15 protein-coding genes are annotated in these 24,741 nt (G+C 67.2%); 12 read left to right on the top strand and 3 right to left on the bottom strand.

The genetic code is table 11. The annotated features are described in order from the left end of the window. Window positions 1-81 precede the first annotated feature (81 nt). From BN3560_RS09995 to BN3560_RS10030, 8 genes are all read left to right on the top strand, one after another. The gene (locus tag BN3560_RS09995) at window positions 82-1,008 is read left to right on the top strand and encodes a DUF2156 domain-containing protein (RefSeq protein ID WP_096227928.1); all 927 of its coding nucleotides are present in this window, start codon (window positions 82-84) and stop codon (window positions 1,006-1,008) included. An 829-nt stretch (window positions 1,009-1,837) separates the two neighbouring features. Beyond that, window positions 1,838-5,377 carry a DNA-directed RNA polymerase subunit beta gene (rpoB, locus tag BN3560_RS10000; protein WP_087191070.1) on the top strand — a complete coding sequence of 1,180 codons (3,540 nt, stop codon included), beginning with the start codon at window positions 1,838-1,840 and terminating at the stop codon, window positions 5,375-5,377. Continuing rightward, window positions 5,378-9,799, top strand: a complete 4,422-nt coding sequence (locus BN3560_RS10005) for a DNA-directed RNA polymerase subunit beta' (RefSeq protein ID WP_096227929.1) — start codon at window positions 5,378-5,380, stop codon at window positions 9,797-9,799. 75 nt (window positions 9,800-9,874) lie between these two features. After that, entirely contained in the window at window positions 9,875-10,363 is a 489-nt protein-coding gene (locus BN3560_RS10010; protein ID WP_096227930.1) for a phosphoribosyl-ATP pyrophosphatase, read from the top strand. Window position 10,364: 1 nt separating this feature from the next. Continuing rightward, the gene (glmM, locus tag BN3560_RS10015; RefSeq protein ID WP_096227931.1) at window positions 10,365-11,699 is read left to right on the top strand and encodes a phosphoglucosamine mutase; all 1,335 of its coding nucleotides are present in this window, start codon (window positions 10,365-10,367) and stop codon (window positions 11,697-11,699) included. A gap of 276 nt (window positions 11,700-11,975) precedes the next feature. After that, window positions 11,976-13,115, top strand: coding sequence for an ABC transporter substrate-binding protein (locus BN3560_RS10020; RefSeq protein WP_096227932.1), 1,140 nt, complete (start codon window positions 11,976-11,978; stop codon window positions 13,113-13,115). Between the two features lie 84 nt (window positions 13,116-13,199). Beyond that, window positions 13,200-14,087 carry an ABC transporter ATP-binding protein gene (locus BN3560_RS10025; RefSeq protein ID WP_161959463.1) on the top strand — a complete coding sequence of 296 codons (888 nt, stop codon included), beginning with the start codon at window positions 13,200-13,202 and terminating at the stop codon, window positions 14,085-14,087. Beyond that, window positions 14,084-15,010, top strand: coding sequence for an ABC transporter permease (locus tag BN3560_RS10030; RefSeq protein WP_087191077.1), 927 nt, complete (start codon window positions 14,084-14,086; stop codon window positions 15,008-15,010). The genes BN3560_RS10025 and BN3560_RS10030 overlap by 4 nt, the downstream gene beginning before the upstream one ends. A gap of 159 nt (window positions 15,011-15,169) precedes the next feature. On the opposite strand, the gene BN3560_RS10035 is transcribed toward BN3560_RS10030, so the two are convergent. Beyond that, window positions 15,170-16,174: a radical SAM protein gene (locus BN3560_RS10035; protein WP_096227934.1), complete on the bottom strand. Its 1,005-nt coding sequence runs from the start codon at window positions 16,172-16,174 to the stop codon at window positions 15,170-15,172. Window positions 16,175-16,494: 320 nt separating this feature from the next. Between BN3560_RS10035 and BN3560_RS10040 the strand changes: the two genes are divergently transcribed. Continuing rightward, window positions 16,495-17,925 carry a basic amino acid/polyamine antiporter gene (locus tag BN3560_RS10040; protein WP_096227935.1) on the top strand — a complete coding sequence of 477 codons (1,431 nt, stop codon included), beginning with the start codon at window positions 16,495-16,497 and terminating at the stop codon, window positions 17,923-17,925. Between the two features lie 14 nt (window positions 17,926-17,939). Then, a complete protein-coding gene (locus BN3560_RS10045) occupies window positions 17,940-19,118 on the top strand; it encodes an aminotransferase (protein ID WP_096227936.1) in 1,179 nt (392 codons plus the stop codon). Between the two features lie 60 nt (window positions 19,119-19,178). On the opposite strand, the gene ppk1 is transcribed toward BN3560_RS10045, so the two are convergent. Continuing rightward, on the bottom strand, window positions 19,179-21,998 hold the full coding sequence (ppk1, locus tag BN3560_RS10050) for a polyphosphate kinase 1 (protein ID WP_231897382.1): 2,820 nt from the start codon (window positions 21,996-21,998) through the stop codon (window positions 19,179-19,181). A gap of 25 nt (window positions 21,999-22,023) precedes the next feature. Continuing rightward, window positions 22,024-22,950, bottom strand: coding sequence for a Ppx/GppA phosphatase family protein (locus BN3560_RS10055; protein WP_096227937.1), 927 nt, complete (start codon window positions 22,948-22,950; stop codon window positions 22,024-22,026). Window positions 22,951-23,616: 666 nt separating this feature from the next. On the opposite strand from BN3560_RS10055, the gene BN3560_RS10060 reads away from it, so the two are divergent. Beyond that, window positions 23,617-24,267 carry a Crp/Fnr family transcriptional regulator gene (locus BN3560_RS10060; protein ID WP_096227938.1) on the top strand — a complete coding sequence of 217 codons (651 nt, stop codon included), beginning with the start codon at window positions 23,617-23,619 and terminating at the stop codon, window positions 24,265-24,267. Between the two features lie 131 nt (window positions 24,268-24,398). After that, on the top strand, window positions 24,399-24,695 hold the full coding sequence (locus BN3560_RS10065) for a hypothetical protein (protein WP_096227939.1): 297 nt from the start codon (window positions 24,399-24,401) through the stop codon (window positions 24,693-24,695). Window positions 24,696-24,741 lie beyond the last annotated feature (46 nt).

Raw genomic sequence — 24,741 nt, forward strand, 5'->3', positions numbered from 1 at the left:
TTCGCCCGGGGTGCATTCGTCTACACTAGGGTGCCGGTGCCCGCCGGCACCGTTGAGGAGAAGCCCCGAGGAAAGTGATCCATGGAATACAGAACGCTGCAGCTTGCCGACAAAGAGGCCGTCGATCAGGTGCTTGCCCCGCTCGGGCGCAACGACTCCGCGCTCGGGTTCGCCAACCTGTACTCGCTTACGGAGAAGTACGGCACGGAGGTCCGCCTCGAGGGGCGCGCGCTGCACGTGCGCCAGACCCGCCGGCTTCCGGGGGCCGTGGCATACTACCCGCCGCTCGGCGGGGAGGACGTCGTCGCCGATGCCGGCCGCCTTCTGGAGGAGGCGGCCCGGACGGGGGAGCGGCCCGTGCTCGTGGGCGTGACCCCCTCGCAGCGCCAGCGCCTCGAGGAGGCGCTGCCCGGTATGTTCGCATTTTCCACCGACCGCGCTTTCGCCGACTACCTCTACCGCACTCGGGACATCGCCGCCTACGCGGGTCCGGCGCTCGCGAAGAAGCGCCGCGAGACGAACAAGTTCTTCCAGCTCTACGGCGATGAGGTGTCCTTCGAGCCCATCGTCCCCGCCTGCCTCGACGAGCTGCGCGCGTTCCAGCAGGCCTGGCACGACGGGAGCCGCCGCCGCGGCACCGAGGAGCACCCCCTGGAGCTGGAACACCGCAAGATCGCGCTCGACCTGGACCATTTCGAGGCCTTGGGCCTGGAGGGCATCCTGCTGCGCATCGCCGGCGACGTGCAGGGCTACGCCTACGGGTCCCTCCTGTCTGGCGGCGCCTTCGACGTCATGGTGCTCAAGGGCAACCTGGACTTCCGCTATATCTGGCGCGCCCTCCTACGCGAGCTGGCCCGCACCGTGGCCCCCCGCGCCGAGTACCTCAACCTTGAGGAGGACCTGGGCCTTCCCGGCCTGCGCGAGAACAAGCTGAGCTACCAGCCCTGCGAATTGCTGGAGCGCTACCAGGCAACTCTGGCGGGCGAGGCGGCGCAGTGCTCCGGGTAGGCTGCGTCCTGCCGATTTCGCGGTGCGCCGCGCGGGTCGTATTCCGCTTCAAGCCGCATCCTGCTTGATCTCGCCATCGCACGGGGCGCCCATCGGAAAAGGCGGAACGTGCAGTCGCGAGCGCATGTCGGCCCAGAGGCCGTCAAGCGTCAAAAACGGACCGGTTTGGCAATCGACCGCAGCGTGCTCCTCTGGCTTGCAGCGCGCGTCTGCTACCTGAACTGGTGAAACTGCAAAAGGTTTGAAAAACGTCTGCGGCTTGCAAGCGAAATGACAGGGTCGAGATTGCCAAACCGTCCATATTTTGACAGAACCCGCCGAAAAAGAGGACACCTCGTGCAGAAGCTCCCGCACAGCGCGGAGACACCCCCGCCGGCCGGCTGCATGCGAGCGGAAACGCCCCCCGTCAGCCGGCCGCATGTGCACAGACACCTCGTGCAGAAGCCCCGCACAACGGCAGAGACGCCTTGCCGGCCGGCCACATACGCGCAGAGACCCTCATCATTGAATCGCCGGCCGATTGCTCACGTGCAGGGGGACCGCCCCGACGCATGCGGTCACCCCCCCCCGAGTCCTCCCGATGCGCCGCTCGCCCCTCCCCGCATGCACCCGAGCTCTCGACCTTCCGCTCGGCGGGCGTTCGCAGTGTGCCGAAACCCTTCGCGCCACCAAAAAGTTTCCTCGCCATTTCCCCAGCTAAACCCGTGAAACTACAGCAAATCACCACAGTTCGTAAAAATTTTCCTTGACACCTCTTGACAACCGAAGTATTTTTAGAAATTGCGACTTTTCGCAGTTTCACGGATTTTCTTGAAGGAGGAAAAGCCTCGTGGCCCAAGCAAAAAACAGCGCTCCCACCAGCCTTTACAGGAACCGCCGCAGCTTCGCCAAGATTCCGGACGTCATGGACGTCCCCAACCTCATAGCCATCCAGACCGACAGCTTCGAGTTTTTCAAGGGCGAGGGCCTCGCGCAGGCCTTCCACGACATCAGCCCCATCGAGAACTCGACGAAGGACATGTGCGTCGAGTTCGGCAAGCACGAATTCGGCGAGCCCAAGTACACGGTGGACGAGTGCAAGGAGAAGGACGTCTCCTACCAGGCGCCGCTGTTCGTGGAGATCCGCTTCATCAACCGCGAGACGGGCGAGATCAAGGAGCAGGACGTGTTCATGGGCGACTTCCCGCTCATGACGCCGCGCGGCACCTTCATCATCAACGGCACCGAGCGCGTCGTGGTGTCCCAGCTCGTGCGCTCCCCGGGCGTCTACTTCGCCGCCGAGCGCGACAAGACGTCCGACAAGACCATCTACAACGCGAAGGTCATCCCGAGCCGCGGTGCGTGGCTCGAGTTCGAGACCGACAAGCGCGACATCCTGTCCGTGCGCATCGACCGCAAGCGCAAGCAGCCGGCCACGCTGCTCGTGCGCGCCCTCGGCCTGGCCGAGACGCGCGAGGAGATCATCGAGCTCCTCGGCTCCGACGAGATGGTGCTGCGCACGCTCGACCGCGACCCGGCCACCACGAAGGAAGAGTCGCTCATCGAGCTGTACAAGCGCTTCCGTCCCGGCGAGCCGCCCACCATCGACTCCGCCCGCACGCTCCTCGAGGGCCTGTTCTTCAACCCGCAGCGCTACGACCTGGCGAAGGTCGGCCGCTACAAGATCAACAAGAAGCTGGGCTTCGACCCGGACTACGAGGCCTCCACGCTCACCGACGACGACATCGTGCGCACGATGCAGTACATCGTGGGCCTGCACGCCGGCGCCGAGGACTTCCAGACCGACGACATCGACCACTTCGGCAACCGCCGCATCCGCACGGTGGGCGAGCTCATCCAGAACCAGTTCCGCATCGGCCTGTCGCGCATGGAGCGCGTCGTGCGCGAGCGCATGAGCATGCAGGAGCCCGACGAGATCACGCCGCAGTCTCTGGTGAACATCCGCCCCATCGTGGCGGCCATCAAGGAGTTCTTCGGCTCCTCGCAGCTGTCCCAGTTCATGGACCAGACGAACCCCGCCGCCGGCATCACGCACAAGCGCCGTCTGTCGGCCCTCGGCCCGGGCGGCCTGTCCCGCGAGCGCGCCGGCTTCGAGGTGCGCGACGTCCACACGTCCCACTACGGCCGCATGTGCCCCATCGAGACGCCTGAAGGCCCGAACATCGGCCTCATCGGCTCGCTGGCAACCTACGCCCGCATCAACCCCTACGGCTTCATCGAGACGCCGTACCGCCGCGTCGTGGACGGCAAGGTCACCGACGACGTGGACTACCTCACGGCCGACGAGGAGGAGAACTACGTCATCGCCCAGGCGAACGACCTGTTCGACCCCGAGACGCGCCAGTTCGGCACGTTCGACGAGAACGGCGAGTTCCATGTGGCTGCCCGCGTGCTCTGCCGCACGAAGGACGCCAACGGCGTGTTCGGCGAGCCCGACGAGCTGCCGCCCAGCCAGGTGAACTACATGGACGTATCCCCGCGCCAGATGGTGTCGGTGGCTACCTCGCTCATCCCGTTCCTCGAGCACGACGACGCGAACCGCGCCCTCATGGGCTCGAACATGCAGCGCCAGGCCGTGCCGCTGCTGCGCCCGAACGCGCCGCTCGTGGGCACCGGCATCGAGCACCGCATCGCGGTGGACTCCGGCGAGATCCTCGTCGCCCAGAACCCGGGCGTCGTGGACTACGTGGACGGCCAGACCATCATCATCCTGAACGACGACGGCGAGTACGACGAGTACCTCGTGCCGAAGTTCCAGCGCTCCAACCAGTCCGGCTGCATCAACCACCGCCCGATCGTGCGCAAGGGCGACGAGGTGCAGAAGGGCGACGTGCTGGCCGACGGCCCCAGCTGCGACGGCGGCGAGCTCGCGCTCGGCCAGAACCTCATGGTGGCCTACATGCCGTGGGAAGGCTACAACTACGAGGACGCCATCATCGTGTCCGAGCGCGTGGTGTCCGAGGACCTGCTCACGTCCATCCACATCTCAGAGTACGAGATCGACGCGCGCGACACGAAGCTCGGCCCCGAGGAGATCACCCGCGAGATCCCGAACATCTCCGACGACATGATCTCCGACCTCGATGCCGACGGCATCATCCGCGTGGGCGCCGAGGTGTTCCCGGGCGACGTGCTGGTGGGCAAGGTCACGCCGAAGGGCGAGACGGAGCTCACGGCCGAGGAGCGCCTGCTGCGCGCCATCTTCGGCGAGAAGGCCCGCGAGGTGCGCGACACGTCCCTCAAGGTGCCCCACGGCTCCGGCGGCCGCGTCATCGGCATGGCGCGCTTCAGCCGCGCGGCCGGCGACGAGCTGGCCCCCGGCGTGAACGAGCTCGTGCGCATCTACGTGGCGCAGAAGCGCAAGGTGCAGCAGGGCGACAAGCTGTCCGGCCGTCACGGCAACAAGGGCGTCATCTCGCGCGTGCTGCCGCTGGAGGACATGCCCTACCTCGCTGACGGCACCCCCATCGACGTCATCCTGAACCCGCTCGGCGTTCCCTCCCGTATGAACGTGGGCCAGCTGCTGGAGAACCACCTGGGCTGGGCCGCGAAGTGGGGCTGGGACGACGCGGAGGAGACGGACGCCGTGGTCGAGGGCCCGATGCACGTGGCCACGCCCGTGTTCGACGGCGCCACGGAGCGCGAGATCTCCGATGCCATCGAGAAGGCGAACCGCAACCTCATCAACATCAACCACGCCAAGTACGGCGACAAGGCGCGCGACGAGTTCGTGCCGCAGCTGTCCCGCACGGGCAAGACGTGGCTCTACGACGGCCGCACGGGCGAGAAGTTCCGCGAGCCCATCACGGTCGGCCAGAGCTACATCCTGAAGCTTGGCCACATGGTCGACGACAAGATCCACGCCCGCTCCACCGGCCCCTACAGCCTGATCACCCAGCAGCCGCTGGGCGGCAAGGCGCAGTTCGGCGGCCAGCGCTTCGGCGAGATGGAAGTGTGGGCGCTCTACGCCTACGGCGCGTCCAACGTGCTGCAGGAGATCCTCACCGTGAAGTCCGACGACACCGCCGGCCGCGTCAAGTCCTACGAGTCCATCGTCAAGGGCGAGAACATCCCGGCCGCCGAGGTGCCCGAGTCCTTCAAGGTGCTGGTGAAGGAAATGAAGTCCCTGTGCCTGAACGTGGAGCTCGAGGGCCACGACCACCAGACCATCGACGTGACGGTGGAGTCCGAGGGGCAGGAAGACGGAGACCGCGCGCTGTTCGAGGCCATCGCGGCCGACGCGCGCAAGACCGAGGAAGATGCGGCGAACGCTCTCGACGACATCGCCGCCGAACTGGGAGAGCTCATGGGAGACATCTCTGACGATAATGGAACGAACGACCTCATCGGGGATGGGGAGGAGCGATAGATGACGACGGAATTCGACGTTACCAATTTCGACGCCCTGCGTATTTCGCTTGCCAACGCCGAGGATGTGCGCGGCTGGTCGCGCGGCGAGGTGAAGAAGCCCGAGACCATCAACTACCGCACGCTCAAGCCCGAGAAGGACGGCCTGTTCTGCGAGAAGATCTTCGGCCCCACGAAGGACTGGGAGTGCGCCTGCGGCAAGTACAAGCGCGTGCGCTTCAAGGGCATCGTGTGCGAGCGCTGCGGCGTGGAGGTCACGCGCAGCAAGGTGCGCCGCGAGCGCATGGGCCACATCGAGCTGGCCGCGCCGGTGAGCCATATCTGGTACTTCAAGGGCTCGCCCTCGCGCCTGGGCTACCTGCTGGACATCCCGCCGAAAGAGCTGGAGAAGGTGCTGTACTTCGCCTCCTCCATCGTGACCTCGGTTGACAAGGAGGCCCGCGAGGAGGACGCCGACGAGCTGCGCGACGAGCTGGCCGCCGACCTCGAGGAGCTGGACGCCGAGCGCGACCGCCTCATCGAGGCCACGCGCAAGCTGTCCACGAGCTACGTGCCCGAGGACGACGACTTCGTGGACGAGGTCGACGAGGACGAGCGCCTGACGCCCGAGGAGGTCGACGAGGAGATCGCCGACATCTACGAGGAGTTCAACGAGCGCAAGGCGCTGCGCCAGGACGCGTTCGACGCCTTCATGAAGATCGAGCCGAAGCAGCTCGTGCCCGATGAGGCCCTGTACCGCGAGATGCGCCTGAACTACCGCGACTACTTCACGGGCGGCATGGGCGCCGAGTCCGTGCGCGATCTGCTGGACGCCATGGACCTGGCCGCCGTGGCCGAGGAGCTGCGCGAGACCATCGCCAACGGCAAGGGACAGAAGCGCGCCAAGGCCATCAAGCGCCTCAAGGTGGTCGACGCGTTCCTGAAGTCCACGAACAAGCCCACGGACATGATCCTGGACGTCATCCCGGTCATCCCGCCCGACCTGCGCCCCATGGTGCAGCTGGACGGCGGCCGCTTCGCCACGAGCGACTTGAACGACCTGTACCGCCGCGTCATCAACCGCAACAACCGTCTCAAGCGCCTGCTGGACCTGGGCGCTCCCGAGATCATCGTCAACAACGAGAAGCGCATGCTGCAGGAGGCCGTCGACAGCCTGTTCGACAACGGCCGCCGCGGCCGCCCCGTCACGGGCCCGGGCAACCGCCCGCTGAAGTCGCTCTCCGACATGCTCAAGGGCAAGCAGGGCCGCTTCCGCCAGAACCTGCTGGGCAAGCGCGTGGACTACTCCGGCCGTTCGGTCATCGTCGTAGGCCCGCAGCTGAAGCTGCACCAGTGCGGCCTGCCGAGCCAGATGGCGTTGGAGCTGTTCAAGCCCTTCGTCATGAAGCGCCTGGTGGAGCTCGAGTACGCCGCCAACATCAAGGCGGCCAAGCGCTCCGTGGACCGCGGTGCCAGCTACGTGTGGGACGTGCTCGAAGAGGTCATCACGGAACACCCCGTGCTGCTGAACCGCGCCCCCACGCTGCACCGCCTGGGCATCCAGGCCTTCGAGCCGGTGCTGGTCGAGGGCAAGGCCATCAAGCTGCACCCGCTGGTCTGCACCGCCTTCAACGCCGACTTCGACGGCGACCAGATGGCCGTGCACGTGCCGTTGGGCGCTGAGGCGCAGGCCGAGGCCCGCGTGCTTATGCTCTCCGCCAACAACATCAAGTCGCCGGCCCACGGCCGTCCGCTGACCGTGCCCACGCAGGACATGATCATCGGCCTGTACTACCTCACGGCCGCCCGCGACGGCTTCGAGGGCGAGGGCCGCGCGTTCATCGACTTCGACGACGCCATGAACGCCTACGACGCGCGAGCCGAGCTGGACCTGCAGGCCAAGATCTGGGTGCGCCTTTCCAAGGACACGCAGGTGGCCACGGCGTACAACACGTTCGAGGACCACGAGGCCGGCGAGCGCATCGAGACCACCATCGGCCGCATCACGTTCAACAACGTGCTGCCCGAGGACTACCCGTACCTCAACTACGAGATGAACAAGAAGGAGATCAGTCGTCTCGTGGAGGACGTGTGCAACCGCTACGAGCTGTCCAGCGTGCCGCCTATCCTGGACGGCCTAAAGGACGCGGGCTTCCACTACGCCACGCGCGCCGGCGTCACCGTGTCGGTGTACGACGCCACGGTGCCGCCGAACAAGGGAGAGATCCTGGCGGCCGCCGACGAGAAGGTCGCGGCCATCGACGAGGACTACGAGATGGGCCTCATGAGCCAGGAGGAGCGCCACAAGCAGGTCGTGGACATCTGGAACGCCGCCAACGAAGAGGTCGGCGAGGCCATGGCCGAGAACTTCGACAAGTTCAACCCCATCTACATGATGGCGTTCTCCGGCGCCCGAGGCAACATCAAGCAGATCCGCCAGCTGGCCGGCATGCGCGGCCTGATGTCCGACCCGAAGGGCGAGATCATCGACCGACCCATCAAGGCGAACTTCCGCGAGGGCCTGTCGGTTCTGGAGTACTTCATCTCCACGCACGGCGCCCGCAAGGGCCTCGCCGACACGGCGCTGCGTACCGCCGACTCGGGCTACCTGACCCGCCGCCTGGTGGACGTGGCCCAGGACGTCATCATCCGCGAGATCGACTGCGGGACGACCGACGGCGTGCCCTACCCGCTGCACAACGACAAGGGCGAGGTGGACGACAACCTCATCGGCCGCTGCCTGCTGGAGGACGCCAAGGGCGCCGACGGCACGGTAGTGCTGGCCGCGGGCGAGTACGTGGAGCGTATGGACCAGCTGCGCGCCATGGACGAGGCCGGCATCGACACGGTGGTCATCCGCACGGTCATGACCTGCCATGCCGAGCACGGCGTGTGCCAGAAGTGCTATGGCTGGGACCTCGCCACGAGCCGCCCGGTGAACATCGGCACGGCGGTGGGCATCATCGCCGCCCAGTCCATCGGCGAGCCGGGCACCCAGCTCACCATGCGCACGTTCCACACCGGCGGCGTGGCCGGCGAGGATATCACGCACGGCCTGCCCCGTGTCCAGGAGCTGTTCGAGGCGCGCAAGCCCAAGGGCCTTGCGGTGCTCGCGGAGATCTCCGGCACGCTGCAGATCGCGGGCGACAAGCAGTCCAAGACCCTCACGATCCACGACCAGCAGGGCAACTTCCGCGAGTACGTGGTGAGCGCCCGCGCCCAGATGCTGCCGGGCGTGACGGACGGGTGCGAGGTACGCGTGGGCCAGCAGCTCACCAAGGGCTCGGTGAACCCGCACGACCTGCTGCGCCTCACCGACCCGAACACCACGCTGCGCTACATCGTGAGCCAGGTCCAGGGCGTGTACGTGAGCCAGGGCGTGGACATCAACGACAAGCACATCGAGGTCATCTCGCGCCAGATGCTGCGCAAGGTGGCCGTGACGGACGCCGGCGACTCCGACTACCTGCCGGGCCGCCAGGTCAACCGCTTCGAGTTCGAGGACGAGGCCAACCGCCTCATCGCCGAGGGCAAGGAGCCGCCCGTGGGCCAGCCGCTCTTGCTGGGCATCACCAAGGCGTCGCTCGCCACGGACTCGTTCCTGTCGGCGGCCTCCTTCCAGGAGACCACCAAGGTGCTCACCGACGCCGCCATCGAGGGCAAGACCGACCACCTGGCCGGCCTCAAGGAGAACGTCATCATCGGCAAGCCTATCCCGGCGGGCACGGGCCTTCCGCGCTACCGCGAGGTGGGGCTCACCTACAAGGGCCGCCCGGTTTCCGGCGTGCAGGGCGAGAACCTGCCCGACTTCGCCCCCGAGGCGCTCCGCGAGATCGAGGAGCTGCTGCCCCAGCCGCAGGACTGGTCGCTCGACGGCGACGGCTACCTCAACATGGGCACGAACTACGGCAGCTACTACAGCGGCCTGTCTCTCGGGCACCGTGGCCCTCAGCTGTCCGACGAGGACGCGCGCCTGTACATCTACGACGACCTGGGCGTATCGCAGCGCTGGGCCAACAAGTTCAGCGAGGCGGGCATCGAGACGGTGGCCGACCTCGTGGGCCACACCGAGGAGGACCTGCTGCGTATCGAGGGCATCGGCGTGAAGGCCATCGAGGAGCTGAAGGAGGGGTTGGCGGAACGTGGCCTCTCGCACGTGATCGAGGACGACCTCGCCGCCACGAGCGACGACATGTCGCAGCTCTTGGATATGGTGTTCTCGCCTGACGACACCATCCTCATCGGCGGCGACGAGCCCCCGACCTTCAACACCGAGGGCGAGGACATGCTGGGCGAGGCCCTGCCGCCCCGCTCCTACCAGCGCAACCTGGAGGAGCTGGACGCCCTGCTGGGCTCCGTGGGGTCGCTCGGCTTCGGCCTGGCCACCAAGGAGGACGAGGAATCCTCCTCCGAGGATGCCGAGGACGACGACATCGAAGAGTAGCAATCGGGGGCGCGCCAAGGCGCGCCCCCTCTTCATGCGGCGCCCTGTCAGGTTCAAGAGATCGAAAGGCACGACATGTCCGATAAAACCTACCTTCCGGCCGGCGAGGTGCCGCCCGCCTCGCAGATCGGGGCCACGCTCGAGGCGCTCGCGGCCACCATCGCAGCGCGACGCGAAGCGGGGGAGGAGAGCTACACGCACCGCCTGCTCTCCGGTCCGGCCGACGAGGTGCTGAAGAAGGTCATGGAGGAGGCGGGAGAGACGGCGCTCGCCGCCAAGGACGTGGAGTCCTGGGCCTGCTCGTCGCTCGCCGCCACGCTGGCGGTCGCCGGCGCGGACGCGGACGACGCGCTTTCCGTGGAGCTGCCGCCCGAGTACGATGCGGCGGTGGACCATCTGCGCTACGAGGCGGCCGACGTGGTGTACCACCTGCTGGTGGCGCTGGAGCGCTACGGCATCGGCCTCGACGAGTTCGCCGCCGAGCTCAACACCCGCATGACCGACGCGGAGCGCCCGCAAGGCGCCGTCTGCCTCCACGAAGAACACGTGAAAAGGGGGAAGTAACATGGCACGACTTTTCGGGACCGACGGGGTTCGCGGGGTGGCGAACACGCAGCTCACGTGCGACCTCGCCTTCAAGCTCGGCCAGGCGGCCGTGGCGTTCCAGGGCAAGACCATCCTCATCGGCAAGGACACGCGCCTTTCGGGCGACATGCTGGAATCGGCCGTGGCGGCCGGCATCATGTCGATGGGCGGCACGGCGCTGCTGGCCGGCATCATCCCGACGCCCGCCATCGCGCTGCTCGTGCGCGAGCTGCACTGCGACGGCGGCATCGTCATCTCGGCCTCGCACAACCCGCCCGAGTACAACGGCATCAAGCTGTTCGACGCCCAGGGCTTCAAGCTGCCGGATGCGGTGGAGGACGAGATCGAGTCGTTCGTGGCGAAGGGCGGTGCCGCGGCCGAGGAGCTGCCGGCCGGCGACGCCGTGGGCGTGGCCCTGCCGGTGGACGACGCCTGCGAGCTCTACATCGCGCACGCCGTGGCGACCGTGGCCGACGAGGGCATCGACCTTGCGGGCCTCAAGGTGGCGCTCGACGTGGGCCACGGCGCCTCGTGCATGACGAGCGCCGAGGCGCTGCGCCGCCTGGGCGCGCACGTCACGGTCGTTAACGAGGACTTCGACGGCACCGACATCAACGTGCAGTGCGGCTCCACCCATCTGGGCCCCGTGCGCGACCTCGTGGCCGAGATCGGCGCGGACGTGGGTATCGCCCACGACGGCGACGCGGACCGCGTCATGCTGGTGGACGCCAACGGCAACGAGATAGACGGCGACGTGGTTGAGGCCGTGTGCGCCATCGACCTCAAGGAGCGCGGGCTCCTGGCCGGCAACACCGCCGTGTCCACCGTCATGTGCAACCTGGGCCTCGCGCATGCGATGCGCGACGCGGGCATCGAGCTCGTCCAGACGAAGGTGGGCGACCGCTACGTGCTGGAGGCCATGCGCGAGGGCGGCTTCGTCCTGGGCGGCGAGCAGAGCGGCCATATGATCTTTCTCGAGCACAATTCCACGGGCGACGGCCTGGTCACGGCGCTGCAGTTCCTCGCGGCCTGCAAACGCGCCGGCAAATCCATCGCCGACGCAGCCGCCGTGATGACGCGCTTCCCGCAAACGCTCGTGAACGTGCACGTGAACGACAAGCACGCCGTGGACAACAACGCCGCCGTGGCCGCCGCCGTGCAGGCCGCCGAGGCCGAGCTGGGCGATTCCGGCCGCGTGCTGCTGCGCCCGAGCGGTACCGAGCCCGTCGTCCGCGTCATGGTGGAGGCTGCCAGCGCCGAGGAAGCCGACCGCCATGCCCACGCCATCGCTGCTGTGGTGGAGCGCGAGGTGTAGCGCTGGACGCACGACGAGCCTCGCTGTCATCGCACTGCCCGAGGGCCCCGGAAACGGGGCCCTCGCTGCAAAAAATGGAGGGGGCTTTGGAGCGGGTCCTTCTTTGCGGGAACCCCGGTTCGGAACGCTCGCCAAACGTCGTTCCCTTCCCCAGATACTTGTGATAAGCTATTATAGGATTAGGTCTAGTAGTATACGGTATCCTATGAGGGATGCAGGGTGCAACTTGCGAGGCGCGGTCGCCTCCACGGTGCCAATCGATGAGGAGGATGCACTATGAACTTTACGCGACGTAGTTTCTGCGCGCTCTCGGGCGTGGCGGCGGCTTCTGTGCTGGGTCTCGGCCTCGCCGGCTGCGGCGGCCAGGCACCCCAGGCCGAGACGAAGGCCGAGGGGCCGGCCGACGAGGCGTCCCAGGACTACCTGACCCAGGGCAAGGGCGAGCACCTCGTGTGCGGCGTTACGGGCAAGCTCATCAAGATCGCCCCCGCCATCGTGGCCGACAAGCTGGGCTACTTCGAAGAAGAGGGCTGCGACGTGGAGTTCCAGCAGATCGCGCTCAACGACGCCATGACCGCGCTCACGAGCAACCAGCTTGACATGGACCTGTTCGGCGTCGTGCCCGCCTGCACCTATGTGTCGCAGGGCGCGAAGGCCTACATCTTCGGCGGCACCATCCTCAACGGCTCGGAGATCTGCGCGCTCGACTCGTTCGACCGCGAGCTCAAGACGGCCGCGGACTACAAGGGGCTGCGCATCGGCGTGAACCGCCCCGAGACCGGCCAGATGGTGTTCAAGGAGTGGCTGCAGGACGAGGGCCTGGATATCAACGGCGGCGACGTGACGTTCACGTACTTCGACAACGACCAAGGCGGCTTCGAGGCGGTGAAGAAGGGCGAGTTCGACCTGTACATCACGAACAACGCCCAGGGCTTCGTGCAGCGCGGCAACGGCATAAAGGTGGTCGCCACCGTCAAGCAGTACGCGGGCGATTACCCGTGCTGCCGCCAGAACTGCTCCGAGCAGGCGCTTCACGAGAAGTACCTGTCGCTCGTGGACTTCGAGACGGCCCTGCTGCGCGGCTACAAGACCTACAAGCAGGAGCCCGACACGGTCATCCCGCTGCTCGTGGACTACTCCGGCCAGGAGGAGGCCTACGTGCGCGCCGCCATGTACGGCACGGACGACTACGACAACGTCATGGACCCGTCGCCCGATCCCAACAGGAACGCCGTCCTCAAGTTCTACGACACGCTGAAGAACATCGGCGAGATCGACAAGGCCACGGCGTACTCCATGGACGACTACGTGGTGACGTCGATCTACCGCACGGCGCTCGATACGCTGCTCGAGCGGGAGCCCGACGAGCAGCTGTGGAAGAACCTCGACCAGGCGTACGCGAAGAACAACGAATAGCGGGCCTGCGGGCTATCGGGTACCATGGATGCGGGCGCTCCGGCGCCCGCATCCGGCGTTCGGAAACGGAGAAGGGGAGGGCGCGTGGGGAAGATCGACATCGAGGATGTCTCGTTCGCCTACGAGGACGTGGCGGCAGGCGGCAGGCCGACGGCCGCCGCCGCGGACGACCGCGCGCTGCGCGACGTGGCGCTCGAGGTGCCCGACGGGCAGTTCCTCTGCGTCATCGGCCACTCGGGCAGCGGCAAGACCACGCTCCTGCGGCTTGTCGCCGGCCTTAGCCGCCCGAGCGCGGGAACCGTCCGCATCGACGGCGCGCCGGTGGAGGGGCCGGGCCTCGACCGCGCCGTCGTGTTCCAGAACTACGCGCTGTTCCCCTGGATGAGCGCCCTGCGCAACGTGGAGTTCGGCGTGGAACAGGCCAACAAGGAGCTGCACCGCGGGCTGACGAAAGCCCAGGTATCCGCCGTGGCGCGCGACTACCTGGACCGCGTGGGCATGGGCGCGGCGGCCGGCAAGTACCCCTACCAGCTCTCCGGCGGCATGCGCCAGCGCGTTGCCATCGCGCGGGCGCTGGCCATGGATGCCGATATCCTGCTGTTCGACGAGCCGTTCGGTGCGCTCGACGTCAAGACGCGCTGCTCGCTGCAGAAGCTCGTCGACGCCCTGTGGCGCTCGGGCGAGCGGCGCAAGACCGTCGTGTTCGTGACGCACGACATCAACGAGGCCATCCTGCTGGCCGACCGCGTGGTGTTCATGCGACGGGGCGAGATCGTCGCGGACCGCGCCGTGGACGTGCCGCGGCCGCGCTCGTCGGCCATCTTCGCGCACGACGCCTGCGCCCGGGCCCTCAAGGACGAGCTGACCGACCTGTTCTACCTGGACGGCGAGGAGGACGAGGAAGGCGGCGCGTTCGGGGAGGCGGGCGCCGGCGTGCCCGGCGCGCTGCCGGGAAAGGCGGTGCTGCCATGAGGCGCCTGTTCGGGAAGGAGTTCGCGTTCGCCCATGTGCTGCTGGCGTCCCTCGTGCTCGTGGTGACGTGCATGCCGAACCAGCGCATGGTCACGGTGTCGTACTACCCGCTGCTCGCCGGCCTCGCCGTCATCGAGGTGCTCTACCTGCTGCGCCTGGCCGCGCTGCGCCGTCGCGGCGCGTTCTCCACGGGTCCCACCGACATCGTGGTGCTCGTATGGGCGCTGTTCATCGCGTGGGACGTGTGCGCCACGAAGCTCGACATCGCGCCCACCGTGATCGTGCCCGCGCCCGAGGCCGTGTTCAACGTGTTCTTCGCCCAGGCCGACGTCATCGGCGCCGACATCGTCTCGTCGGTCACGTTGCTGGTCATGGGGTATGTGGGAGGTCTCGCGCTCGGCGTGGTGCTGGGCATCGTCTGCGGGTGGATACCGCGGTTGCGGGCCATGTTCTTCCCGATAGCGAACGTGTTGGCGCCCATCCCGCCCACAGTGTTCGCGCCGTACCTCATCGTGCTGCTGCCCACGTTCCGCACGGCGTCGTGCTTCATCATCCTGCTGGGCGTGTTCTGGCCGCAGTTCCTCAACATGGTGGTGCGCACGTCCTCGCTCGATGCCCAGCTGCTGGACAACGCGCGCACGCTGGGGGTGCGCACTTTCACCATGATCACGCGCATTATCCTGCCCTACGTGCTCCCCGAGGTGCTCAAGGGCCTGCGCGTGTCGCTGACCACCGCGTTCCTCATGCTCACGTTCGCCGAGATGCTGGGCGCGTCGTCGGGCATCGGCTACTTCATCAGCAACGCGAACAACTACGCCAACTACACCAACGTCGTGGCGGGCATCATCGTGTGCGGCGTGGTGGTGACGGTGCTGAGCTTCGCGACGGCCTGGGTGCAGCGCCGGTTCACCACCTGGCGATAGGCAGCGGGCCGTGGCGGGCCCTGCCTGCGGCATCTTCTTAGTTGAGCGTAGGACAAGGGCCCTGCGCGTGCCGCCCGTTGAGAGCGTCCTGCAGGTTGCGCAGGGCTGAGCCCACTCGGCCGATCGGGGGCCGCCTTGTTGCAGCCCCCGGAGCCGGGTCTAGCCGGAGTAGGGCGGGTAGAACTGCGACGGGCCCTCGTGGACGGGCCAGTCGGTGTCGAAGTAGATCTCGCGCACCTGGTCGACGGACAGGCCGCGCGTCGTCTCGGTGGCGGTGTCGCGGGGCGACGTGCCGCGCTCGGCCCACATGATGTTGGCGCCGGCCTGGCCGCAGAGCTGGCTGGGCTCGTGCGTGCAGTTGCCGCGGATGCCCGGGCCGGTGGCCAGCGCGGTGGCGCCGGCGTAGGTGGCCAGGCGGCCGTAGCTGATGTTGCCATAGCGCTCGAACTCGGTTCCGGGCACGGTGTTGCGCCGCATGGCGCCGCTGAAGCCCACCTCGAAGTCGCGTGCGAGCAGGATGAGGTCGGCAATCTCCTCGGGCGTGTGCTCGGGGCCGATGGGGTCGATGCAGTTGCCCAGCACGAGCCCGGCGCTCTTCGCGGCCTCCATGGTCTTCAGGCGCGTCTCCACCTTGCAGCGCGTGAACACGCCCTCGCCCAGGCGCACCACGTGGTATACGCCGGCTATGCCGATGCGCACGAGCTCGCGCGCATAGTCCTCGTCGAAGTCGGGCACGTTCGCGATGAGCGGGACGTCGGTGGAGAGCCCGGCGCGGACCGCCTGCGCCGTCTCCAGGAACTTCTCCTCGCCGTAGTGCACCGTGGTCACGAGGTAGAGCGCGTTCGCCCCGGCGGCCTCCATGGCCTGCGCCTCGGCGATCACCTGCTCGAGCGGGAAGATCTCGTGCGTGCGGAAGATCTTGTTCGATGCCGCGAACGAGCAGAACTTGCAGTCGTTCGGGCACGGCGCCGCGTCAAGGCCGATGTGCGCGTGGATCTCCGCCTCGCCCCCGCACAGCTGCGAGGTGAACGCACGGCCCGCCTGCTGGATGGCGAACGCCTCGGGCGAGAGGTTCTCCACCGACAGCAGGGCCATGATCTCCTTCTTGCCGAGCAGGCCGCCATCGAGCGCCTTGTTGATGATGCGGATGATCTCGGTGTCCATGGAAGTGCTTCCCCCTTGCGTCCGTAACGGCGCCACGCCGGCCCGGCACAGCGCCGGGTTGCCTTGTTGGCCGCCAATGATAGATTACGTCCATTATACCCTTTCGAAGCATCGGAATTGCCCGAACCGGTGCGAACGTAACCAACCGGCGGAGGACCGTCAACGGATCGGCTGTCTTGATTGCGCGCGTCAGGGAGTCGTGGGATCGTTCTCGGCGCGGCACGGGACGCGGCCGCGACGCGTGCGCCGGTCGACCGCGGCGCGGTCGGACCGCGTTCCTGCCGCATCAGGAACTCATCTGAGCGGAAAGGCATCCCCCTATGGAAGAGGAAAAGAAGGGCATCGGGCTGTTCGGCCTCATCGGCCTCGTGGTCAGCTCCTGCATCGGCTCGGGCGTGTTCGCCCTCACCGGGCAGATCGGCCAGGTGGCCGCCCCGGGCAGCGCTCTCGTGGCGTGGGGCGTCGTGGGCGTGGGCTTCCTCGCGCTGGCGCTCTCGTTCGCGAACCTGGGCGCGAAGCGGGCTGACCTGCACGGCATCTTCTCGTATGCCGAGGAGGGTTTCGGCAAGTTCTCGGGCTTCATCAGCGGCTGGGGTTACTGGCTGTCGGCGTGGCTCGGCAACGTGGCGTTCGCCACCATCCTCATGTCCACGCTCGGGTTCTTCCTGCCGTACTTCCTTCCGGGCAACAACATCGGCAGCATCGTGGTGGCCAGCGTCATCATGTGGGGCATCACGTTCCTCGTCATCCGCGGTGTTGAGAGCGCGGCGTTCCTCAACGCCATCGTCATGATCGCGAAGGTCGTGCCCATCGTGGTGTTCATCCTGTTCAGCATCGTGCTGTTCAACGCCGGCGTGTTCACGGCCGACTTCTGGGGGCAGATGGCCGGCAACGCCGCCGCCATGGCGGGCGAGGGCGTGGACCTGGGCGGCGTGGGCGACCAGATAGTGAACTGCCTGATCATCATGATGTGGTCGTTCATCGGCATCGAGGGCGCCATGGTGGTGTCGGCCCGTGCGCGCAAGAAGAGCGAGGCCGGCAAGGCCACGGTCATCGGCTTGGTGGTGCTGCTTTTGGTGTACGTGGGCGCGTCGGTGCTGCCGTTCGGGTATATGCCCTACGCCGAGATCGGGGCGCTGGACAAGCCGGCCATGCTGTATGTGTTCGAGAGCATGGCGCCGGGCTGGGGCGGAGCGTTCATCAGCGTGGCGCTCATCATCGCCGTGCTGGGGTCGTGGCTGTCGTTCACCATCCTGCCGTCCGAGACCACGTCGCTCATGGCTAAGCACGAGCTGCTGCCGCCCGTGTTCAACCGGCTGAACAAGAAGGGCTCGCCGCAGATCTCGCTCATCGTGGTGGGCGCGTGCACGCAGGCGTTCATGATCACGCTCCTGTTCACCGAGGACGCGTACAACTTCGCGTTCTCCATGTGCACGGTGGCCATCGTCATCACGTGGGCGTTCGCGGCGGCCTACCAGGTGAAGTTCTCGGCGCAGCACCATGAGTGGGGCCAGTGCGCCATCGGTATCGTGGCCGTTGCGTTCCAGGTGGTGGGCGTGCTGTTCAACGGCTGGTCGTTCCTGCTGCTCACGTGCGTGGGCTACATCCCTGGCTTCTTCTTCTACTGGCGGGCGCGCAAGGAGGCCGGCGCGAAGGCCCTCACCATGGGCGAGAAGGTTGGCATGGGCGCCATCTCCGCGCTCGGCGTGCTGTCGCTTGTGCTGTTGGCAATGGGCGTCATCAGCTTCTAGGGAAGGAAACGAACATGGACATCGCACCGTTCGGGGTGGAGGACTGGCTCAACGTGCACGAGAAGAGCGCGACGCACGACATCGCGCAATCGACCATCGCGTCGATGACGCTCGACGAGCTCGTGGCGCTGGGAGCGGCGCCCGGCATCGTAGCCGACGGGGCCGAGGCGGCCTTCCCGCAGGACGCCCGGGAGGGCGCCGCCCAGATGGACTTCTTCGCACGCCTGGGCGCCGAGAAGATGAACTACGGCTGGATCGAGGGCTCGCCCGCGTTCAAGCGGGCGGCGGCCGCGCTCTACGAGCGCGTGGAGCCCGAGGCCGTGCTGCAGACGAACGGCGCGACGGGCGCGAACCTGCTGGCCGCGCTCGCGCTCGTTTCGCGCGGCGACCACGTGGTCGCCGAGTACCCCAGCTATCAGCAGCTCTACGACATACCGCGGGCGCTCGGCGCCGAGGTTGACCTATGGCGCATCCACGAGGACCGCGGCTGGTACCCCGACCTGGACGAGCTCGAGCGCCTCGTGCGCCCCGACACGAAACTCATCTGCCTGAACAACGCGAACAACCCCACGGGCACGTTCCTCGACCGCGCGTTCATGGAGCAGGTGGCCGACATCGCGCGCAGCGTGGGCGCCTACGTGCTCGTGGACGAGGTGTACCTGCCCCTCGTGGGCACGGAGGACTTCGCCTCCATCGCGGATATCTACGAGCGCGGCGTGGCCACGAACAGCCTGTCGAAGACGTACTCGGTGCCCGGTGCCCGCATCGGCTGGACGGCGTCGAGCCCGGAGGTCGCCGAGATGCTGCGGCCGTACCGCGACTACACCATGATCTGCTGCGGCGTGGTGGACGACGCGCTTGCCGTGCACGTGCTGGAGAACCGCGATGCCGTGCTGGCCCGCAACCGCCCCCTGGTGATGGGCAACCTGTCCATCGCGCAGGCCTGGATCGACGACGAGCCGCGCGTGTCATGGGCGGCGCCGCAAGGCGTGTCCACGTCGTGCATCAAGCTGGACATCCCCGAGGACGACGAGACGTTCTGCCTGCAGCTGCTCAAGGACGAGGGCGTGCTGCTCGTGCCGGGGAGCCGCTTCGACCTGCCGGGCCACGCGCGCCTCGGCTACTGCGCCCCCGAGCCGGTGCTGCGGGCGGGCCTGGCCGGCCTCGGCCGCGCCCTGCGCCGCTTCGACTGAGCGGGCGGCGCGCCTGCAAAAGAACGGGGCCGATCCGCAGGACCGGCCCCGTTCTCGCCCCTATCGCACGAACTTGCTCAGGATGCGCACGAGCAGGCTGGGCTTGTGCGGGTGCGCCGGGCGTGCCGGACGCGCCATGGCCTTGGACGTGGGAGCTGCCGGAGCCGCCTTCGGCGCCCGGGTCGGCTGCGACTTCGGCAGAGCCTCCGGGACGGCCGTTTCCTCGGCGAGCACCTCCTCCGCAGCGCTCTCTGCCGCCGCCTCGGCCGCGGCCAGGGCGCGCGCCACCGACTGGGCGGTCGCGGCGGCGCCGTCGGCTTCGCCCTGCGCCGCGCGCTCCTCGGCCACGCGCCCGACCGCGGCTTCCACGGCGGCCTGGGCAGCGGCCAGCACGGCCTCCTGCGCCCCGTTCTCCCCTCGCCCGCGGTTGGCTGTGCGCGCGGCCGCCTCCTCGGCCGCCGACAGGCGGTGCTCCTGCGCCTGCTTGATGAAGAACTCCTGCGAGTCGAACAGCACGGTGCCGCCCTCGCCGTCCTTGCGCGCGAACGCGCCGAGCGGCGTATAGCTCTTGTCGGGCAGCAGCTCGCGCAGCTTCGCCGTGTCTTCCAGGCTCACGTCAAGGTAGCCCAGTATCTGCTCGCGCAGCTCGTCGTTCAGCACGGGCCAGGCTATCTCGATGCGCTTGTCCATGTTGCGCGTCATGAGGTCGGCGCTCGACAGGTACAGCTTCATCGTCTCGCGCGGCCCGAACCCGTAGATGCGGCTGTGCTCCAAAAGCCGGCCCACGATGGACACCACGCGCACGTTCTCGGTGAGCCGCTCGAGCCCCGGCACGATGCAGGAGATCCCGCGCACGAACAGCGTCACGGGCACGCCCGCCTGCGACGCCTCTACCAGCTTCTCGATCACGTCCTTGTCGGTGATGGAGTTCGTCTTGAAGAACAGCCCGCTCGGCTCCCCGGCCTGCGCGTGCGCGATCTGCGTGTCGATGCCCGCGAGGATCATGGGCTTGATCTGCAGCGGCGCTACCCACATGATGTCGTAGTTGTCCGAGGTGTTCTCCAGTCCCATGTTGCGGAAGAACTCCACGGCGTCGCGCCCGAACGTGGCATCGCAGGTGATGAACGACAGGTCGGTGTAGAGCTTGGCGGTCTTCTCGTTGTAGTTGCCGGTGCCCAGCTGCGTGATGTGCTGCAGGCCGTGCTCGGTCTGGCGCGTGATGCAGCAGATCTTCGAGTGCACCTTGAAGTCGCGGAAACCGTAGATCACCTTGCAGCCCGCCTGCTCGAAGCGCTGCGACCACTCGATGTTGTTGCTCTCGTCGAAGCGGGCGCGCAATTCGAACAGCGCGGTGACCTCCTTGCCCATCTCGGCGGCGGCGATGAGCGCTTCGGCGAGGTGCGACTGGCTGGCCAGGCGGTACAGCGTGATCTTGATGGAGATGACCGCCGGGTCGTTCGCCGCCTCGCGCAGAAGCTGCACGAACGGGTCCATGCTCTCGTAGGGGTAGGAGAGCAGCGTCTCGCGTTCCGTCACCTGCTCGATGAGGGAGCGGTTGCGGTCGAGGCTCGCCGGCCACTGCGGCGAGAACGGCGGGTTCGTGAGCGCCGCGCGCTCCTTCGCCGGCAGCCGCGACGCCAGAGCGAACGTGTAGCCCAAATCGAGCGGCACCGAGGTAGAGAACACCTGGTGGGGCTTCAGGTTAAGGCGCGCCAGCAGCAGCTTCTCCAGCGTGGCCGACAGCGGGCGCTCGCTTTCCAGCCGCACGGGGGCCAGGCGGGAGCGCTTCTTCAGGATGCGCTTCATGTGCTCGCGGTAGTCCTCGTCGGCCTCGTCGGAGCCCTCGGTGGCGTCGAGGTCGGCGTTGCGGGTGACGCAGATGACGTTCGTGTGCTTCACGGTGTACATGGAGAATATCTCGGCCGCCACCATCTCTATGGCGTGCTCCAGCAGGACGAAGGCCAGCTCCTTGCCCTTGCCCGGCAGCGCGATGACGCGCTCGCACTGGCGCGGCATCGGCACGAGCCCCAGCGTCACGCCCTCGGCGCCCAGGTTCTTCGCCTTCTTGGCCTCCTTGACGGCGGCCTTGTCCGTCTTCCCGTCCTTGTCTGCCTTTGCCTTCGCGGCCTCCTTCTTGCGCTGCCGCTCCGCCTCGTCGTTCAGGCGCACCACCACGTACAGGGCGCCGTTCTCCAGGTGGGGGAAGGGGTGGCGCGCGTTGATGATCTGCGGCGACAGGAACGGCATGACGTTGTCGTGCACGTAGGCGGAAAGCCATGCGCGCTGCCCGTCGTCCAGCTCGTCGGGGCGCAGGTGCTGCACGCCGTGTTCGCCCAGCAGGCGACGTACCTCCTCGAACGTGCGCTCCTGGATGGGGTACAGCTCGTGGCAGCGTGCGTAGATGGCGTCGAGCTGCTCGGCGGGCGTCATACCCGACTTCGAGTCCACGATGTGCTTCTTCACGAGCGACAGGTCGGTCAGGCTGCCCACGCGCACCATGAAGAACTCCTGCAGGTTGCTCCAGAAGATGGAGACGAAGTTCAGGCGCTCGAGCAGCGGCACCGTCTCGTCGGCGCCCTGGTCCAGCACGCGCTCGTTGAACGTGAGCCACGACAGCTCGCGGTTCTGCATATAAGGGGCCGCGCCCGGCCCGGGGTCGGCGGCCTGCGCTGCTTCCTCGCCCCGCACCGGGGCGGAGACCTGCATTGCGGCGGCATCGGCCAGGGCGGCAACGTCGGCCTGCGCTGCGATTTCGTCCCGCGATGAGGCGGAAGCCCTCTTCGTTTCGGCCTCGACCTGGGCGGCGGGGGCGGCTTGCGTTGCGGCGGCCGCCGGGTCCGCGGTTTCCTCGGGGTTCGGCATATCCTTCGGGGTGTCCATGCAAGCTCCCTTCGTCTTGAACCCGCTATCCCAGCACGCGTTCCACGAGATAACCCTCGCGCACGCCGTACTTGCAGATATCAAGCCGCCTCGCGCAAAAGGCGCTCATGAGGGTGTCCAGGATCAGGCATCCCGGCACGAGCGTGTGGATGCGCTCCGCCGACGCCTTGAGCGCCAGATGCGCGAACGCGTCGGGGTCGGTGCGGCACAGGTTCAGTATCGCACGAATCTGGGCGGCCGTCATCGTTTTGGGGCGGACGATTTCACGCGATATCTGCGCGCTCATCTTCGCCGCCGCGCGCACGCTGCCGCCAATGCCGTACACGACGTCCGCGCGGTACGCGTCGCGGTCGGGCAGCGCGGCCAACCGCTCGAAGAGGGCGCCCGCCACGGCGTCCATCTCCTCGGGCGTGGGCAGGATGGCGCGCACGAACGCGGCATAGGAGGAGAGCGAGCCCTGGCCCAGGCTCACGTTGTCGAAGTCGCGCCCGTCCTCTATGCGGGTGAGCTCCGTGGAGCCGCCGCCGATGTCCACCAGCGTGCCGCGCTCGATCGTGCGGTCGCAGGTAGCGCCTACGAAGCCAAGGTGCGCCTCGTCGGCCGCCGACAGCAGGTCGATGGCCAGCCCGCCCTCGCGCTCGATGGCGGCCACGGCCTCGGCGCTGTTCGCGGCATTGCGCAGCACGGCGGTGGCGAACACGTCGATGCGCTTGCAGTCGAAGTACCGCGCGCGCTTCGCATGCCCCTTGAGGACGCTTGCCGCGCGGCGCACCCCATCATCCGTGAACGTGCCGTCGTCGGCTACGAAGGCGGACAGCCCTGCCATGACCTTGTCGTTGATGAGGCTCTTGAAGTCCTTGCTGGAATAGGTTTTCCGGCGGTCGTCCTTCACCTCGTACACCACGAGGCGGATGGTGTTCGACCCCAGGTCGATTACGGCATAGTTGGGCATGGCGGGTTCTCTTGTCTGTCGGGCGGCGCCTATCCACGCCGGGATGCGCCGCGCTCTCCGGTCAACGAATCCATTCTAGGGAATCGGCGCGCCTCCGCAAGCGCGCGGCGCGAACCGGGGCCAAAGTTTTACGTGCCGTTGATGTGGGCGGGGAGGCGGGCTTTTGCCGATGAGGGTAAGGACTCCTTTTTTATCGGCCGGCCGAGCGCGCACCGGGGGGGGGGGTCGCCAACGCACGCGGTCGGCCTCGGAGGCTTTGCGCGCCGGATCGACACTCTTGACTCGCGCGTTCCCGGCCGACTGATAAGGGGGACCCTTCCTTCCCCTGGCGCTCTCTCCAAACCGTGCGCGCTTCCTTCGTTATGGGGGCTTGACGCGAAAACCGGCTCCCTATGACAAAAAAGAGCCGGTTTGGCAATTCCTACTGTGTCTATATGGTTATGAGGAATGCAAGTGACCTGGTAAAACATTCTTTCGACTTGGCTCGCTGCTGGCATGTTCGCCTTTGCGGCGCCTTGCCGGTTGCCAAACCGGCTCGTTTTTGACAGTTGAGGGCGTTTTCGGCGTCACTTGCCCCTGTGCGAACCCGAGCACCTTGCCGCGCTGCCTCGCGGCCCATGCTAAGATGGGATCGAAGGTGGCAAGAAAGGAGGGGGCGGCAGCGTGATGGAACCGGCGGAGTTCTCCTTGTTCGCGGGTGTGGAACCCGGCGAGGTGCCAAGGCTCCTCGCGCGTTTCGATGCGCACGAGGAATCGTTCGAGAAGGGGGAGCTGCTGTTCCGCGAGGGCGACGTGCCGCATGAGGTAGGGCTCGTGCTGTCGGGTGCGCTCCATGTGATGCAGGACGACTTCTGGGGCAACGCCAGCATCGTGTCCGAGGTGGGGGAGGGCGACCTGTTCGGCGCGTCGAGTGCCTGCGATCCGGTGCCCGCGCTCGACACGCACGGCCTGGCGCTGGTTCCCACGCGCGCGCTGTACCTGGATACGGGCCGGATACTGAACCCGCCGCCCGGCGCGCCCGCCTGCCACGTGCGCGCGCTCGCCAACTTCGCGCGCATGCTCGCCGGCAAGTACGCCGTGCTCAACCGCAAGATCACCCATACGGCGAAGCGCACGACGCGCGGCAAGGTCCTGTCGTACCTCTCCGAGCAGGCCGCCCTCGCCGGAAGCGACCTCTTCGCCATCCCGTTCAACCGCCAGCAGCTGGCCGACTACCTGGAGGTGGACCGCGCGGCGCTGTCGAAGGTGCTCGCGCGCATGCGCGACGAGGGCGTGATCGACTTCGACCGCTCGACGTTCCGTCTGCTGAAGCCGTAAAGGTCCCGTCAGGCAGCTTGCCTTCGAAAACTCGCGGTGGTTCTCTCGATCGTTGCATTTGACACATACGGTGCCGTTGTTGCGCCGTACGATGCTCTTCGTCGATAAAACGAGCGAAGGAGTTACCTCACGTGAGCATTTTCGAGATCATCATGCTTATCTGCTTCGGGGCCGCCTGGCCCTTTTCCATCTACCGGTCGGCGAAGGCGCGCTCTACGAAAGGCAAGAGCCTGCTGTTCATGCTGGTGGTTGCCACCGGCTACGTGGCGGGCATCGCCAACAAGCTCGTGTACAACTTCGACGGCGTGGTGTACCTCTACGTGTTCGACCTGGTGCTCGTGTCGACGGACATCGCCCTGTTCGCACGAAACCGCCGCCTGGAGCGCCGCGGCGAGGGCGCCGCTGCGCGGGTCGTCGAGGCTGCCTGACCGTCCTCCCGCGGTGCCCGACCGCCCATGCGCAGGCTCGCGCGCC

The organism is Gordonibacter urolithinfaciens (assembly GCF_900199375.1).
Classification (GTDB): domain Bacteria; phylum Actinomycetota; class Coriobacteriia; order Coriobacteriales; family Eggerthellaceae; genus Gordonibacter; species Gordonibacter urolithinfaciens.